The sequence below is a fragment of the Burkholderia sp. MSHR3999 genome (genome assembly GCF_000833595.1).
GTDB classification, from domain to species: domain Bacteria; phylum Pseudomonadota; class Gammaproteobacteria; order Burkholderiales; family Burkholderiaceae; genus Burkholderia; species Burkholderia ubonensis.
In genome coordinates this window covers 1,816,007-1,831,319 of record NZ_JRFO01000007.1, presented here as the reverse complement: position 1 = coordinate 1,831,319, position 15,313 = coordinate 1,816,007, and the positions used below count along the sequence as shown (strand labels likewise).

General features: G+C 70.1%; 17 protein-coding genes. All 17 read left to right on the top strand.

The features are described from left to right. The first annotated feature begins 19 nt into the window (after nucleotides 1-19). The 17 genes from KY49_RS31475 (at nucleotide 20) to tecA (ending at nucleotide 15,128) form a co-directional block, all read left to right on the top strand. Nucleotides 20-1,168 (top strand): TIGR03032 family protein, encoded by a 1,149-nt coding sequence (locus tag KY49_RS31475; RefSeq protein ID WP_042588880.1) that lies wholly within the window; start codon nucleotides 20-22, stop codon nucleotides 1,166-1,168. After that, a complete protein-coding gene (gene cysC / locus KY49_RS31470) occupies nucleotides 1,158-1,829 on the top strand; it encodes an adenylyl-sulfate kinase (RefSeq protein WP_231636579.1) in 672 nt (223 codons plus the stop codon). The genes KY49_RS31475 and cysC overlap by 11 nt, the downstream gene beginning before the upstream one ends. A gap of 151 nt (nucleotides 1,830-1,980) precedes the next feature. After that, nucleotides 1,981-3,606: a ShlB/FhaC/HecB family hemolysin secretion/activation protein gene (locus KY49_RS31465; protein WP_156162655.1), complete on the top strand. Its 1,626-nt coding sequence runs from the start codon at nucleotides 1,981-1,983 to the stop codon at nucleotides 3,604-3,606. A gap of 81 nt (nucleotides 3,607-3,687) precedes the next feature. After that, complete coding sequence (locus KY49_RS31460; RefSeq protein ID WP_063840506.1) at nucleotides 3,688-5,481, top strand: DUF2341 domain-containing protein; 1,794 nt, start codon at nucleotides 3,688-3,690, stop codon at nucleotides 5,479-5,481. A 20-nt stretch (nucleotides 5,482-5,501) separates the two neighbouring features. Continuing rightward, the gene (locus tag KY49_RS31455) at nucleotides 5,502-5,912 is read left to right on the top strand and encodes an ExbD/TolR family protein (RefSeq protein ID WP_042588204.1); all 411 of its coding nucleotides are present in this window, start codon (nucleotides 5,502-5,504) and stop codon (nucleotides 5,910-5,912) included. A 3-nt stretch (nucleotides 5,913-5,915) separates the two neighbouring features. Then, a complete protein-coding gene (locus KY49_RS31450) occupies nucleotides 5,916-6,614 on the top strand; it encodes a TonB C-terminal domain-containing protein (RefSeq protein WP_052495813.1) in 699 nt (232 codons plus the stop codon). A gap of 91 nt (nucleotides 6,615-6,705) precedes the next feature. After that, on the top strand, nucleotides 6,706-8,520 hold the full coding sequence (locus tag KY49_RS31445; protein WP_042588203.1) for a putative porin: 1,815 nt from the start codon (nucleotides 6,706-6,708) through the stop codon (nucleotides 8,518-8,520). 12 nt (nucleotides 8,521-8,532) lie between these two features. Further along, complete coding sequence (locus KY49_RS31440; RefSeq protein ID WP_042588202.1) at nucleotides 8,533-9,219, top strand: hypothetical protein; 687 nt, start codon at nucleotides 8,533-8,535, stop codon at nucleotides 9,217-9,219. Between the two features lie 63 nt (nucleotides 9,220-9,282). Then, nucleotides 9,283-9,849: a YbjN domain-containing protein gene (locus tag KY49_RS31435; protein ID WP_042588201.1), complete on the top strand. Its 567-nt coding sequence runs from the start codon at nucleotides 9,283-9,285 to the stop codon at nucleotides 9,847-9,849. Next, nucleotides 9,846-10,313: a hypothetical protein gene (locus KY49_RS31430; protein WP_042588200.1), complete on the top strand. Its 468-nt coding sequence runs from the start codon at nucleotides 9,846-9,848 to the stop codon at nucleotides 10,311-10,313. Before KY49_RS31435 ends, KY49_RS31430 begins: the two co-directional genes overlap by 4 nt. Nucleotides 10,314-10,330: 17 nt before the next feature. Beyond that, entirely contained in the window at nucleotides 10,331-11,188 is an 858-nt protein-coding gene (locus tag KY49_RS31425; protein WP_042588877.1) for a peptidylprolyl isomerase, read from the top strand. An 8-nt stretch (nucleotides 11,189-11,196) separates the two neighbouring features. Beyond that, entirely contained in the window at nucleotides 11,197-11,988 is a 792-nt protein-coding gene (locus tag KY49_RS31420; RefSeq protein WP_042588199.1) for a hypothetical protein, read from the top strand. 41 nt (nucleotides 11,989-12,029) lie between these two features. Next, entirely contained in the window at nucleotides 12,030-12,398 is a 369-nt protein-coding gene (locus KY49_RS31415; RefSeq protein WP_177313888.1) for a hypothetical protein, read from the top strand. A 44-nt stretch (nucleotides 12,399-12,442) separates the two neighbouring features. After that, complete coding sequence (locus KY49_RS31410) at nucleotides 12,443-13,870, top strand: Do family serine endopeptidase (protein ID WP_042588875.1); 1,428 nt, start codon at nucleotides 12,443-12,445, stop codon at nucleotides 13,868-13,870. Between the two features lie 136 nt (nucleotides 13,871-14,006). Continuing rightward, nucleotides 14,007-14,381, top strand: coding sequence for a YbaB/EbfC family DNA-binding protein (locus KY49_RS31405; protein ID WP_231636577.1), 375 nt, complete (start codon nucleotides 14,007-14,009; stop codon nucleotides 14,379-14,381). Nucleotides 14,382-14,394: 13 nt separating this feature from the next. Continuing rightward, nucleotides 14,395-14,595, top strand: a complete 201-nt coding sequence (locus KY49_RS31400; RefSeq protein ID WP_042588198.1) for a hypothetical protein — start codon at nucleotides 14,395-14,397, stop codon at nucleotides 14,593-14,595. Between the two features lie 53 nt (nucleotides 14,596-14,648). Beyond that, nucleotides 14,649-15,128, top strand: coding sequence for a type 6 secretion system effector deamidase TecA (gene tecA / locus KY49_RS31395; RefSeq protein ID WP_042588197.1), 480 nt, complete (start codon nucleotides 14,649-14,651; stop codon nucleotides 15,126-15,128). Nucleotides 15,129-15,313: the final 185 nt, after the last annotated feature.

Genomic DNA, 15,313 nt, shown 5'->3' with positions numbered 1-15,313 from the left:
GCGCACAGCCGACAGGATCATGAACGTGGAACAGTTCGACGAAAGCCGATCGACCGGCGACGCGGCGTCGCCTGACGCGGATGCCGCGTCGCCGGTCATCAACCTGCGCGATACGGGGCGTTTCCTGCAGGTGCTCGCCGCGCTCAAGTGCTCGCTCGCGGTGAGCCGCCGTCCGTCCGGCGTCGCGCTGATCGGCGTCGACGACGGCGGCGTCCCGACGCTGTCCGCGTGTCGACTGCCGCGCTCGATGGGAATGGCGGTGGCCGGCAACCGGCTTGCGGTCGCGACGAAGCACGAGCTGATGGTGTTCGCGAACGTGTCGACGCTTGCGCCGCACTATCCGGCCCGTCCCGCGCATTACGACGCGGTGTTCGTGCCGCGCATCGCGTATTACACGGGCGATCTCGACCTGCACGACATGGCGTTCGACAAGCAGGTCGTGCTGGCGGTCAACACGCGCTATTCGTCCATCTGCGTGATCGACGGCTACTTCAATTTCACGTCGATCTGGCAGCCGCCGTTCGTGACCGCGCTGGCGCCCGACGACCGCTGCCACCTGAACGGGATGGCATTCAGCGACGGCAAGGTCCGCTACGCGACCGCGCTCGGGCAAACCGACACGCCGTTCGGCTGGCGCGGCGGGATGGCCGACGGCGGCATCGTGATGGAAGTGCCGTCGGGGCGCGTCGTCGCGTCCGGCCTGTCGATGCCGCATTCGCCGCGCGTGATCGGCGGCCGCCTGCACGTGCTCGAGGGCGGCCGCGGCCGGGTGCTGCAGATCGACCCGCACACGGGCGCGAAGCGCGTGCTCGCGACGCTGCCCGGCTTCACGCACGGCCTCGCCGAATACGGCGGCGTGCTGTTCGTCGGGCTGTCGAAGCTGCGCGAGAAGCGCGGGCCGCAGGGCCTGCCGATCGAACGCGACGCGGATGCGCTCGTCGCGGGCGTCGCGGCGCTCGATGCGGGCAGCGGCGACGTGCTGGGAATCCTGCAGTTCTTCAACGGCGTCGACGAGATCTTCGACGTGCAGGTGATGCCGAACGTGCTGCGTGGCGAGATCTTGAGCCCGCACCAGTGGAGCGAGACGCCGTCGATCGTGACGATGCAGGGCGGCTTCTGGCAGACGCGTCCGCGCGAGCAGGACGAGCCCGCGAATCATGAAAGCTGAGCCGCCGATGAACGCCGATCACTGCGGGTTTTCCGCGCCTGTTTCGTCATTACCGGTAGACGCGTGCGATCGCAGCGATGCGCGTGGCGTGGACGGCGCGGGCGGCGTGCTGTGGCTCACGGGGCTGTCGGGCGCGGGCAAGAGCACGCTGGCGGATGCGCTGGCCGACCTGCTGCGGCGCCGCGACCTGCGGGCCACGGTGCTCGACGGCGACCGGCTACGCGCGGGGCTGAATCGCGATCTCGGATTCTCCGAGCGTGACCGCTTCGAGAACGTGCGGCGGATCGCGGAAGTGGCGTCGCTGTTCGCCGATGCGGGCTTCATCGCGATCGTCGCGGCGATCTCGCCGCGCGCGGCGATGCGCGACGACGCGCGGCGCATCGTCGGCGCGGGCTTTCGCGAAGTGCATGCCGCCGCATCGCTCGAAGTGTGCGAGGCGCGCGATCCGAAAGGGCTGTACCGGAAGGCGCGCCGCGGCGAGCTGCGCGAATTCACCGGTGTGTCGTCGCCGTACGAGGCGCCGCGTGCCGCGGACCTCGTGCTGGAGACCGGCAGCCGGCCGCTTGCGGACTGCCTGAACGCATTGCTGGGCTTTGCGTTGCAGCAGTTCGGCCGAGTCGGCGACACGCAGCCGGTCGTGCGCGAGACCGAGACCGGCTGACGATGGCGGAAACGGACAGGGCCGAAACCTGAGCGCTTTACTAAGGATGGCTGATAAAGCGTCATCGAATTGAAACAACGCTTTGATAGCGGGACGTGCCGGATGTCCGCGTCAGCGCGAGGATGATCCGCAACAGAAAGGGGAATGGCGCATGCCGCCAACAGCAGACCGTAAATCACGCGAGCCGCGGCGGCTCCGACGCCGGTGCCTGGCCGGCGCGGCGCTGCTCGGAGGGCTGAGCCTCGCGCCCGGCGTCCACGCGCAGGAGGCGGGCGTGCCGCAGACGTTCGACGTGAACGCATTCATCGTGCGCGGCAACACGACGTTGCCGAGCATCGAGATCGAGAAGGCGGTGTATCCGTTCGAGGGGCCCGGCCGCACGCTGGCCGACGTGAACGCGGCGCGCGATGCGCTGCAGAAGGCGTATCAGGACCACGGCTACCAGTCCGTCGTGGTCGAGCTGCCGCAGCAGCAGGTGAAGAACGGCGTGATCCTGCTGCAGGTGGTCGAGGCGAAGGTCGGGCGGCTGCGCGTCGACGGCGCGAAGTACTACTCGCCGCAGAACATCCGCGACGCGGTGCCGGCGCTCGCGGAAGGCGCCGTGCCGGATTTCAACCAGGCGCAGCTTCAGCTCACCGACCTGAACCGCTCGGCGGACCGCCAGGTGATTCCGGTGCTGAAGCCCGGCACGCTGCCGCAGACGGTCGACGTCGACCTGAAGGTCGACGACCACAGTCCGCTGCACGGCTCGCTCGACCTGAACAACGACAGCAGCCCCGGCACGTCGTCGCTGCGCACGACCGCGACCCTCAGCTATTCGAACCTGTGGCAGCTCGGCCACGTGATTTCCGGCACCTACGTGCTCGCGCCGCAGCATCCGAACGACGCGCGCGTCTATGCGTTCTCGTATCTCGCGCCGATCAGGGACACGCGCTGGAGCTTCCTCGCGACCGTGGTCCACTCGGACAGCAACGTCGCGTCGGTCGGCGGCACCAACGTGCTCGGCAAGGGCACGACCTACGGGTTCACGGCGATCTATGCGCTGCCGGCGTCCGACACCTATGCGCAGTCGGTGAGCATCGAGATCGACCGCAAGCATTACGACGAGAAGGTGAGCGTCGCCGGACAGTCGTCGACGGTGCCGCTGACCTACGTGCCGGTGACGTTCTCGTACAACGGCCAGCTCAGCCTGAAGCAGTCGCAGACGTCGTTCTCGGCCGCGCTCGTGACCAACATCCGCGGCATCGGCAGCGACTGGGGCGCGTGGGACAGCAAGCGCTACAAGGCGACGCCGGATTTCGTCTACGGCAAGTTCGACGTGAACCACACGCAGCGCTTCGGGAACGACATGCAGGCCAACGCGCACGTCAGCGCGCAGATCTCGAACTCGCCGCTCGTGTCGAGCGAGCAGTTCGCCGCGGGCGGGATGAACAGCGTGCGCGGCTACCTGCAGGCCGAGGACACGGCCGACAGCGGCGTGATCGGGTCGCTCGAGCTGCGCACCCCGTCGCTCGCGAAGTTCCTCGGCGGCGCGATCGGCAGCCGCATCAACGAATGGCGCTTCCATGCGTTCGTCGATGCCGCGCATCTGTGGCTGCTGAGCCCGCTGCCCGAGCAGACGTCGAGCTTCAACCTGCTCAGCGTCGGTGTCGGCACGCGGCTGCAGCTCGCGAAGTACGCGAGCGCCGACTTCGAGGCGGGCTGGCCGCTCAAGGCGGGCGTCTATACGAAGCAATACAGCCCCCGGTTCGATTTCTACGTGCGACTGGGGTTCTGACGGTTTTTTTGATCGTGCCGCGCATCCGCATATCTGCGTATGGGGGGCGGCGCATTCGGGGAGTGGATCGTGAAGCGAGTGATGGGGTTACTGTTGGCGGCGATGCTGGGCGTGCTGCCCGGCATCGCGCATGCGTGGTGGCAGAACGACTGGTCGTACCGCAAGGCGATCACGATCGATGCCGGCGCGAAGGGCGCGAACCTGACGGAAGCGGCGGGCCGCGTGCCGCTGCTGATCCGCCTGCATTCGGGCAATTTCCAGTTCGACGGGCTGGCCGACAACGGCGCGGACATCCGCTTCGTCGCCGCCGACGACAAGACGCCGCTCAACTATCACATCGAGCAGTATGACGCGATGCTGGGCGTCGCGCTGGTGTGGGTCGACATTCCGAAGCTGCCGGCCGGCACGGCGGAGTCGATCTGGATGTACTACGGCAACAAGAAGGCGCCGGACGGCGGCAAGCCGGCGGAGACGTTCGACGCCGACACCACGCTCGTCTATCACTTCAACGGCGCGGCGGGCACGCCGCCGAAGGACGCGACCGCGTATGCGAACAACGCGCAGAACGCGCCTTTCCGCAGCGTCGAGGACGGCATCGTCGGCAAGGGCGCGCAGTTCGACGGCAGCGCGGCGCTGACGCTGCCGGCCAGCCCGTCGCTGAACGTCGCGGCGGGCGGCGGCTTCACGTTCAGTGCGTGGGTCAAGCCGTCGGCGCTCGCGCCGAACGCGCTGCTGTACAGCCGCCGCGACGGCGCGAACGCGCTGCTGATCGGCCTCGACAACGGCGTGCCGTTCGCGCAGGTCGAAGGCGCCGCCGGCAGTCCGGCGCCGGTGCGCACGCCGGCCGCCGCGCCGGTCGCCGCGAACCAGTGGACGCATCTGGCGGTGACGGACGACGGCCGCAACCTGACCGTCTATGCGAACGGCAAGCAGGTCGCGCAGGTCGCCGCGGCGCTGCCGGCCCTGTCGAGCGCGGCCGCGGTCGGCGCGGACGTCGCGGGCGCGCCGGCCGGCTTCTCGGGCTACGCCGGCGCGATCGACGAGCTGCGCCTGTCGAAGGTCGCGCGCCCGGCCGCCGCGCTCGCGGTCGACGCGCTGTCGCAGGGCTCCGAATCGAAGCTCGTCGCGTACGGCAACGACGAGAAGCAGTCGGGCTTCGGCTTCGGCTACTTCGGCGTGATCGTGCAGTCGGTGACGGTCGACGCGTGGGTGGTGATCACGATCCTGCTCGCGATGGCGATCGTGTCGTGGGTCGTGATGTGGACGAAGGCGCGCTACGTCGGCACGGTCGACAAGGCCAACCATTACTTCGTGCAGCGCTTTCGCGAAGTCGCGGGCAAGCACCTGGTCGGGCTCGCGCACGTCGACGAGCGCAGCGACGACGGCCGCCGCCTGAGCCAGTCGTCGCTGTACCGCCTGTACCGGGCCGGCGTGCATGAAATCCACAGCCGCGTCGACGACAACGGCCGCACGGTGATCACGACGGAATCGATCGAGGCGATCCGCGCGTCGATGGATGCGACGCTCGTGCGCGAGAACCAGCGGCTGTCGAAGTCGATGGTGCTGCTGACGATCGCGATCTCGGGCGGCCCGTTCCTCGGCCTGCTCGGCACGGTGGTCGGCGTGATGATCACGTTCGCGGCGATCGCGGCGGCGGGCGACGTGAACGTCAACGCGATCGCGCCGGGCATCGCGGCCGCGCTGCTCGCGACGGTCACGGGCCTGTTCGTCGCGATTCCGGCGCTGTTCGGCTACAACTACCTGCTGATCCGCAACAAGAACGTGACCGCGAACATGCAGGTGTTCGTCGACGAATTCGTCACGCGCCTGGCCGAAGCGCATCGCTCGCCGGATCACGCGGTGCTGGCCGACTGAACGGACGCGGGGAGACCACCATGCAGGTTCAGGACGACGACAAGCCGTACGACGACATCAACATCACGCCGATGCTCGACCTCGCGTACGTGCTGCTGATCATCTTCATCATCATGACGACCGCGTCGGTGCAGGGCATCAAGGTGGACCTGCCGAAGGCGAGCTCGTCCGCCAGCCTCGCGAAGCCGAAGACGAAGGCGATCACGGTCGCGGATTCGGGGCAGATCTTCCTCGATGCGTATCCGGTGACGATGGACGAGCTCGAAAACCGGCTGCGCACCGAGAAGGCGAGCAACCCGGAATTCCCGATCGTGCTGAAGGGCGACGCCGCCGTGCAATACCAGCGCGTGATGGACGTGCTCGACCTGCTGCGGCGGCTCGACCTGTCGCAGGTCGGCCTCGTGACCGGCAAGGCGAAGCAGGGCGGCTAGGCGATGGAAATGACCTACAACGGCGGCGGGCCGAGCAAGGGGCCGGGCCGCTTCGTCAAGCCGGCCGTCATCGTGCTGGCGCTCGCGGGGCTCGCCGCGCTGGTCTGGCATTTCGCGAGCGACACCGCGGGCGTGAAGCGCGCGAGCGCGCCGCAGGTGACGACCGTGATTCCGCTGCCCCCGCCGCCTCCGCCGCCGAAGCAGAAGCCACCGCCCGAAAAGGTGAAGGACGAGGTGAAGACGCCGGTCGACAAGCCGAGCGTCGCGCCGAAGCCGTCGGAAGCGCCGAAGCCGTCGGACAACCAGCCGAAGCAGATGACGATGAACGCGCCGGCGCAGGCCGGCACGGACAGCTTCAACATCGGCGCGGGCGACGGCTCGGGCATGGTCGGCAGCGGCGGCGGCGGCCGCTTCGGCAACGCGAGCTATGCGCAGTACATGGTCTACGTGCTGCAGCGCGCGATCGAGCAGGACAAGGCCGTGCAGGAGGCGGGCGGCGCGCGCTTCGCGGGCAGCCTGAACCTGTGGCTGGAGCCGTCGGGACGGATCGCGAAGGTGACGATCGCGCAGTCGACCGGCGACGCGAGGATCGACGCGGCGGTGGTCGCGGCGGTCGAGGCGCTCGGCAAGGTGGACGAGGCGCCGCCGCCCGCGACCGCGTATCCGGTGCTCGTCAGGCTGCAGGGGCGCAAGCCGGCATGACGGCGCGGGCGCGAACGATGCAGGAATCATGGGGCAGCGCCGTCGCTCGGATGCTGCCGGAAAAGAAACGGAAATTGTCCGGAGTGCTTAAATGATTCAGAAGATGAACGGACGGGGCGCGTTACCCCGCAGCGGCGCGCTGCCCGCGCGACTGTCGTGCGTCGGCGCAGCGGTGCTGACGCTCGGGCTGACCTGCGCGTCCGCCGCACATGGGCAATCGCTCGAGGCGCAGGCGGCGAAGGGGAAGGCCGCGCCGACCGAGAGCGTGGTGATCAACCTGATCAACCTGCTCGTCAAGCGCGGCGTGCTCACGCAGCAGAATGCGAGCGAGCTGATCAGCGAGGCGCGCGCCGAGGCCGCGCAGGCGAAGGCGGCCCGCGCGCCGGGTGCGCCGGTCGTGGCGGGTGCGGGCATCGTCAACCCGCCGACGCAGCCCGGCGACGTCGCGGTGCCCTACGTGCCGCAGGTGGTGCGCGAGCAGATCCGCGACCAGGTCAAGCAGGAGGTGATCGCGCAGGCGAAGGCCGAGAACTGGGCGCAGCCGAACACGTTCCCGGACTGGGTGTCGCGCATCAAGCTCGACGGCGACCTGCGCGTGCGCGACGAATACCACTTCTACGGCAGCGGCAACGCGAACAACGTGACGAACTTCGCCGCGATCAACCAGGGCGGCGGCTTCGACATCAATTCGAACACCAACACGACGCAGCTGCCGACGCAGAACACGACGCGGAACCGCAACAACCTGCTGCGCTACCGCGCGCGGCTCGGCGTGACGGCGACGCTGTCCGACGAGCTGACGGCGGGCCTGCAGCTCGCGAGCGGCAACGACAACGGGCCCGTGTCGACCACGGCCACGGCGGGCGGCGGCTTCGGCAAGAAGAACATCTGGCTGAACAAGGCGTACTTCGCGTACCGGCCGACGTCATGGCTGAACCTGACGGCCGGCCGCTTCGACAACCCGTTCTTCAAGTCGGACCTGGTGTTCTCCGACGACCTGATGATGGACGGCATCGCCGCGAACCTGCGCCATGCGCTGCCGTGGAACCCGGACGTGACGCTGTTCGGCACGCTCGGCGTGTTCCCGATCCAGTACACGAGCGAGAACTTCCCGTCGAACAGCACCGACAAGGCGGGCAGCGACACGAAGTGGCTGTTCGGCGCGCAGTTCGGCGCGGACTGGAAGATCAACGCGCAGAACCGGCTGAAGGGCGCGGTCGCGTACTACGACTTCCAGAACATGCGCGGCACGCTGTCGTCGCCGTGCGCGCTGTATCTCGGCGCGACGAGCTGCAGCACCGACAACCAGGCGCCGGCCTTCATGCAGGGCGGCAACACGCTGCTCGCGCTGCGCAACATCGTGCAGAACCCGAACCTCGCGCCGGGCATGACGCCGCAGCCGCAGTTGTTCGGGCTCGCGTACAACTACCGGCTGCTCGACCTGAAGGCGCAGTGGGACACCGTCGTCGCCGACCGCTTCAAGCTGCGGCTCGACGGCGAATTCGTGCGCAACCTCGCGTACAACGAGGACAAGGCGTTCAGCGCGGCGTCGCTGCCGGTCAACAACTACGAGTCGACGTCGGTGAACGCGACGCGCGCCGACTACCGCAGCGGCCCGAACGGCTTCCTCGCGAAGGCGACGCTCGGCGAGCCGGAGCCGCGCGCGAAGGGGCAGTGGAATTTCTCGATCGCGTACAAGTACCTGCAGCCCGACGCCGTGCTCGACGCATTCAACGATTCGGACTTCCACCTCGGCGGCACCAACGCGCGCGGCTACGTGATCGGCGCGGCCTATGCGGTCGCGCGCGACGCGTGGGTGTCGGCGCGCTACCTGAGCGCGAAGGAGGTGTACGGCCCGCCGGTGTCGATCGACGTGCTGCAGCTCGAGCTCAACGCCCGTTTCTGACCGGAGCCGCGGATGAAGACCACGCAACACGCGATCGTCGCGGCCGGCCTCGCCGGTGCGCTGCTGCTGGCCGCAGGCGGCGCCGGCGCGCAGGGCATCGAGGACAAGCTGCGCAGCCAGCTGCGTTCGACCGTGCAGGAGCTGCGCCAGCTCCAGAACGGCCAGGCGCAGTTGCAGGCGGACAAGACGGCCGCCGAGCGGCAGCGCGACGACGCGCTCGCGCAGTTGAAGGCGGCGCAGGCGCAACTCGCGGCGGCCAAGGGGCAGTCGGGCGGCGAAGCGGCCGCGAGGCGCGCGCTCGCGCAGGAGCGGGCCGCGCGCGAGCAGGATGCGCAGGCGCTCGCGAAATACAAGGCGTCCTACGAGGACCTGCTGGCTGTGTCGCGCGCACGCGAGGCGCAGCATGCGCAGCAGCAGGGCGAAATCCGCGCGCGTGACACGCAACTGAAAACCTGCCAGGCCCACAATGCGGAGCTGTATCGCGTGGGCCGCGAGATCCTCGATGCGTACGAGCATGTCGGCATCGGCACGCTGTTCGCGTCGCGGCAGCCGTTCGCGGCGGCCGCGCGCGTGAAGTACGACGACCTCGCGCAGCGTTACGGCGATGCGCTGTATGCGGGCAAGTACGACCCGGCCGCACGCGCGGCGAACCCGGCAAGCGCGACCGCTGCGGCGTCCGCGCCTGCCGGCGCTCAGTGACGGAACGGGCCTTCCGTCGCGCGGGCGACCCGATCGATTCGTTGAAACAAGGAAGAGAGAGCCATGCTGGACAGCAAGATGGAAGCGTCGGGCGACCGCCCGGCACAGGATGCGCTGATCGATGCGATCGGCGTCGACGAACTCGCGGACGTGTTCCGCAATGCGGGCTACCGCGTGACCGCGACCGAGCAGAACGGCGCGGTGCAACTGATGAGCGCGAGCCAGGGCGTCGGCTTCGCGGTGCGCTTCGGCAACGCCGCGCCGCCGCAGGGCGAGGCCGCGGGCGCGGCGATTGCGCGCTACCTCGACTACACGCTCGGTTGCGTGCTGCAGGTGCAGGGCGACTTGCCCGCGCAGATGGTGGCTGACTGGAACCGCACGAAGCGCTTTGCGCGGCTCGCGAGCCACGGGCCGTTCCTTGCGCTGGAGATGGACGTGATCGTGGCGGGCGGGGTGTCCGTGCGCTACCTGCGCTCGACGATCGAGTTGTGGGACCGCATGGTCCAGGAGTTCCTGCTGCACCTGCGCAACCGTCCGGCGTTCGCCGAGCAGGAAGCCGCCGCGCGCGCGGGTAGCGACGCGCAGACCGACGACGCAGGGCAGGGGCGCGCGGAAGCCGCCGCGCAATGACCGGCGCCGGCAGGATCGGCGCTGCGCTGCGAGCGCTGCGTGCGCTGCTGACACGCGGCCGGCCGGCGCGGCGCGGCCCGGTGGCGGCTGGCGACGCGCCGGCCGCGTGGGCCGACTATGCGCAGCGTGTCGCGCAGCGGCTGGCTGCGGCGCTCGACGGCACGGACGCGGCGGCATCCCGCTTGCGCGCGCAGCTCGAACGTGATGCGGCGCGCAGAGAGGACGACGAGCACGGCGACGCGCCCCAGGCGCTGCGGCTGAAGGCATGGCTCGACCGGCGCGGCAACATCGAGCGGGTCGAGAGCGCGCCGGCGTTCGCGCCGGACGTCGCCGCGGACCTGCGCTCGGCGCTGGTCGGCCGGCGGGTCGGCGCGCCGCCGCCGCGCGGGATGACGCAGCCGGTGGTCGTGCGGTTGCGCGTTGCGGTTCAGGACAGCAGTCAGACAGGACAGGAACGATCGTGAAGAACTTTGCAACGATGATGGGCGGCCTGCTGCTGAGCGTGCCGCTGGTGGCGGCCGCGCAGGACGACGTGATCGCGAACGGGCCCCAAGCGTCGGTCACGCAGTCGGACATTGCCGCGCTGCTGAAGGCGGCGGGCGACGACGGGCGCGCGCGGCTCGCGGCCGATCCCGCCGCGATGGATCAGGTCGTGCGCGCGACGCTCGCGCAGAAGGCCGTGCTCGCCGAGGCAAAGGCGAAGGGCTGGGACAAGCAGGCCGACGTGCAGTCGGCGATCGAGCAGGCGCGGCGCGACATCATCGCGCGCAGCTATCTCGCGTCGGTGAATGCGCCGCCGGCGGACTATCCGTCCGACGCCGAAATCCAGTCGGCGTACGAAAGGAATCGCGCGGCGTTCACCGTGCCGCGCGCGCTGCGCGTCGCGCAGATCTACGTCGCGGTCGCGCCCGACGCGGACGCGGCGACCGTCGACAAGGCGCGCAAGCAAGCCGCGGACCTCGCGAACCGCGCGCGCGGCGGCGACTTCGCCGCGCTGGCGAAGGCGAACTCGCAGGACGCCGCGAGCGCCGCGAACGGCGGCGACCTGGGCTTCGTGCCCGAGACGATGCTGCTGCCCGCGGTGCGCCAGGCGGCCGACGCGCTGAAGACGGGCCAGGTGTCCGCGCCGATCCGCACGGCCACCGGCTTTCACGTGGTGAAGCTGATCGACACGCGGCCGGCGGCGCCGCGTCCGCTCGCGGACGTGAAGGAGCGCTTGCGCGCGATGCTGCGCGCGCAGCGCACCCAGCAGAACGCGCAGGCGTATCTCGCGAAGCTCGGCGGCGACGCGCCGATCAACGAAGACGCGCTGAAGAAGGCGCTCGCCGCCGCCCGGTAGGCACGCTCATGAACGTCACCCGTTCCGCGCCGAAACCGGCCGCGCCCGAGCCGCGCAGCCCGGCGCCCGCGCGCCCCGTTGCCGCCAACGCGTGGCCCGGCGCGCCGGGCGCGCTGCCGTCGCACTGCCCGCTCTGTTTCGGCACGCTCGAGCCCATGCCCGGCATGCCGGGCCGCGCGCGCCACCGCAGCGTGCGGTGCTCGGCCCAATGCGTGCTGACGACTCGCCAGTACCAGCCGGACGAGATGGCGGTGCGCGGCGGCCGCGACGCGCGGGTGTCGGCGCGTCATCGCGAGCGCTTCGTCGCGAACTGGGAGCGGCATTACGCGCTGGTGCGGCGCATGTGGCCGGCGTTCACGATCGCGCGCTTCACGGCGGCGCTGGCCTGCGCGGACGTGCAGGACCTGTGGTCGTACCCGTCGCTGCGCGACGACGACCTGGCGTCCGTGCTGCTCGTGCTGGCCGGGTTCATGCGGACGCCGGGGGCGCACGAGCCGGTCGATGCGTCGGCCGGCGGTTCGGCACGCTGGGTGCGGTTCTGGTTCGACGCGAGCGTGCGGGACGTGGGGGATTTGTGGACGGCCGGCGCCGACGCGCCGCGGTTCTTTCGCGTCGACTACCGGGAACCGCAGGCGACGCCGTTTCCGACCGGCGCGCAGGTGCTGGCGTGGCAGCAGATCGGCGGCGTGCGCGACGCATGGGCGCAGCAGCAGCGCGCACCCGTGCCGGCGGTCGAGCCGGCCGGGCGCGCGGCGTTTGCGCGCTTCGTCGCCCGCTCGCCGCGGCGCGACGCAATCTGACGACGGCCGCGACGAGGACGCGCGCATCGAAGGAGGCGGATATGAGCGGATGGCGGAAGTGGAGCATGGCATGGGGATGCGCGTTGCTGGCGGGCGCCGTCCATGCGCAGGCCGGTCGGCCGTCGGCGGCCGGCAGCCAGCCGGGTTCGGCGGCGAAGCCGGTCTGTGTCGATGCGGAAGTGGACGGCAAGCGCGCACTGTCGTACGACTGCCTGAGCGCGCAGCTCGAGCCGAAGGCGACGCCGCAGGCGGGTGCGTCGCAAACCGCAGCGGAAGGACTCGCGACGGCGCCGTCGAACCGGCTCGGCACGTTCAACCTGTCGACGGAGCGCAACCGCTTCGGCACGAACTGGGGCAAGTCGGCGACGCCGCAGCGCCCGGCGCAGCCGGTCGCGGTGCCGCCGAAATGAGCGGACGCGCGTCGTTCGCGCGTGAAACGGCGAGGATGATCATCGTGGAATCGGGTATTTGCAGTCGGGCGGGCGCGATGCTCGCGATGCTGGGCGCGATCGCGCTGACCGGCACGGGCGATGCGGACGGATTGGCCGTCGCCGCCGAACGGCCGGCGCTCGCCGCGACGCCGGCGGCCCCGCCTCAGGTGGCCCCGCCGAACTTCACCGCGCTCGTCAAACGGTATGGCGCGGCGGTCGTCAACATCAGTGTCACGCGCGAGGTGACGCAACTGGGCATCCAGCTCCCGCCGGGCATCGGGCCGGACCATCCGCTCGCGCCGTTTCTCGCGCGCCGCGTGATCGGCAACCGCGAGGAGGTGAGCCTCGGCTCCGGGTTCATCGTCGGCGCGGACGGCGTGATCCTGACGAACCGGCACGTGGTCGGCGACGCGGCCGTGGTCGACGTGAAGCTGACGGACAAGCGCCAGTTCAGGGGGCGGGTGATCGGCAGCGATCCGCTGACCGACGTCGCGGTGGTCCGGATCGACGCGCGCAACCTGCCGACGGTCGTCACCGGCGATCCGGCGCGCACCGAGGTCGGCGACTGGGTGATGGCGATCGGTTCGCCGTACGGGTTCGCGAACACGGTCACGCAAGGCATCGTCAGCGCGAAGTCGCGCTCGCTGCCCGGCGAGCGTTACGTTCCGTTCATCCAGACCGACGTGCCGATCAATCCCGGCAATTCGGGCGGGCCGCTGTTCAGTCTCGACGGCCGCGTGATCGCGATCAACTCGATGATCTACTCGAAGACCGGCGGCTATCAGGGGCTCTCGTTCGCGATTCCGATCGACCTCGCGCTCGACGTGAAGGACCAACTGCTGCGCACCGGCAAGGTCACGCGCGGACGGCTGGGCGTCGCGCTGCAGGAAGTCAGCGACGCGCTCGCGCGTTCGTTCGGCCTGCCGAATCCCGACGGCGCGCTCGTCACGATGGTCGAGCCGGGCGGGCCCGGCGCGCAGGCCGGGCTGCAGGCCGGCGACGTGGTGCTCGCGATCGACGGCAAGCCGGTCGCGGATTCGGCGGACCTGCTCGGCACCGTCGCGGGCATGCGGCCCGGGCATCGCGCGGATCTGCTGGTGTGGCGCGCGGGGCAGGCGAGGCACCTGCCGGCGACGGTGGGGGCATTCGACAGCGGCGTCGCGTCGAACGGCGATGCGCAGGCGCTCGCGCGCTTCGGGCTCGCGTTGCGTCCGGCGAGCGAGCAGGAGCGGCGGCAGCTCGGCGTGAGCCAGGCGCTCGTGATCGAGCAGGCGAGCGGCCAGGCCGCCCGCGCGGGGCTGCGGGCCGGCGACGTCGTGCTGTCCGTCAACGGCGCGCCGGCCGTGAACGCCGGCGCGCTGATCGGCGAACTGGACCGTGCGCGCGGCGCGATCGCGCTGCTGGTGCAGCGCGGCGGCACGCGGCTGTACGTGCCGGTCGACCCGGGTTGACGGCGCAAGCGGACAGGAGCACAGGAATCCTCATGAAGCGAAACCAGGGGTATCGCGCGCGCGCGGCTGGGGCGCGGCGCTCGCCGTCGCATGGACGCTCGTCGCGAGCGCGCCGGCGCATGCACAGACCGCCGACGTGCCGCCGCCATGGATCAGCTACGCGCAGCTCGCCGGCCGGCAGTTCCAGGCATGGCTCGAAGCCGACGGCGACGCGGCCGACCGGCTGCACCGGCATCTGGAGGATCGTGTGCTGCACGCGAGCGCCGATGCGCCGCCGCCCGCGATCGTCGTGCGCGCGTGGATCGGCGCGAGCGGTGCGGTCACGCGCGTCGAATTCGCGACGCTCGGCGACCCGAACGCGGATGCCGCGTTGCGGCAGTTGCTGACCGCCGGGCCGCTGGCCGAGCCGCCGCCGCCCGACATGCGCCAGCCGCTGCGCATGCGTTTGCGGTTGACGCCGAATCCCGACGCGCCGGTCGCGGCTTCCGGGGCAGCGGCGGCTGCTCCATGACGGGCGTGGCGCGATGACGATCGTGCTGGTCCTGATCGTGCTGGCGATCGGCGTGTTGTTCGGATTCGCCGCGCATGTGGATGCGCTGACCGGCCGGATCGGCCGGCAGCCGGCGCGGGTGCAGTTCGAGCGCTTGCGCCGGAAGCTTGCTTTGCAGCGGGCGGCGCTGCGCCGACGCCCGGATAGTGCCGGTTGGTTTCGTAATATGATATGAGCTTGATCCGCTGGCCCGACTGTGGCGACCCTCACCCTTGAAAGGACCTGACCATGGAACTCACTCGATTGGGCTCGCATGTCGCCCAATTCGGCTTCGCCGAAAAGCAGAAACACGCACAGGCGCTGATGTACGGCATGGCCAACATCTCCGAGTATGTGTCCAGGGGTATCTGCTACGATGCCGCCGCCTTTGTCAGGTATCTGCTCCAGGGGCCTGCGTTTATCACGCCCAATATGCTGATCGACACGAGCGCTCAGAATTGGCGACCGCGGTTCAATTTCGAGGCGGGCAATCAATGGGATGGGCGGGGAAGCATTCCCGCGGGAACCGCAATCGGCTTCTCCCGAAACGGCAATGTCTTTCATGCCGCGATAGCCATTGGAGGCAGCAGGATACGCGCGGTGAACGGCGGGCGCCTGGGGAACGGGTGGCTGGTTCCGGTAGACCTCGCGCGCGTGCTTGCCCCCGGCGACGACGGCACGTTCCTGTACGACAGGACGAACATTCGGGTACACCTGTCGCGCCTGTAAACGACCGGACGAACCTGCGTCAAATCGACGAAGGGCCGAGCCGCGCTCGTCGCGTCGTCCGGCGATATCCGCATGGCGTCGCGCCGTCTATCGCTGATATCCTCTCGATCGTGTCTGACTATTCAATGGACCGTGGCGACGCGTGCCGCGTCCCGGCGATGCCCGCGGGTGCAATCCGGGGCGCG